The sequence below is a fragment of the Bacillus sp. EKM420B genome, assembly GCF_011065565.1.
GTDB classification, from domain to species: domain Bacteria; phylum Bacillota; class Bacilli; order Bacillales; family Bacillaceae; genus Bacillus; species Bacillus velezensis.
Genome location: NZ_JAAMNX010000053.1, coordinates 1 through 249 on the forward strand (window position 1 = coordinate 1; position 249 = coordinate 249).

Sequence of the window (249 nt, forward strand, 5' to 3'; positions counted from 1 at the left end):
GTGGGCCTGAGTGGACTCGAACCACCGACCTCACGCTTATCAGGCGTGCGCTCTAACCAGCTGAGCTACAGGCCCATGACAATATAAAAATGGAGCGGGTGATGGGAATCGAACCCACGACATCAGCTTGGAAGGCTGAGGTTTTACCACTAAACTACACCCGCATGTTGTTTGGGGCGATTGATGGGAATCGAACCCACGAGTGCCAGAGCCACAATCTGGTGCGTTAACCACTTCGCCACAACCGCC

The 249-nt window shown here is 54.6% G+C and carries 3 tRNA genes; all 3 read right to left on the minus strand.

The window, feature by feature from the left end:
• Position 1: 1 nt before the first annotated feature.
• The 3 genes from G9F48_RS19490 to G9F48_RS19500 all read right to left on the minus strand — a co-directional run bounded on the left by G9F48_RS19490 (position 2) and on the right by G9F48_RS19500 (position 248).
• Positions 2-75, minus strand: a tRNA-Ile gene (locus G9F48_RS19490).
• A 15-nt stretch (positions 76-90) separates the two neighbouring features.
• Positions 91-164, minus strand: a tRNA-Gly gene (locus G9F48_RS19495).
• Between the two features lie 8 nt (positions 165-172).
• A tRNA-His gene (locus tag G9F48_RS19500) sits at positions 173-248 on the minus strand.
• Position 249: the final 1 nt, after the last annotated feature.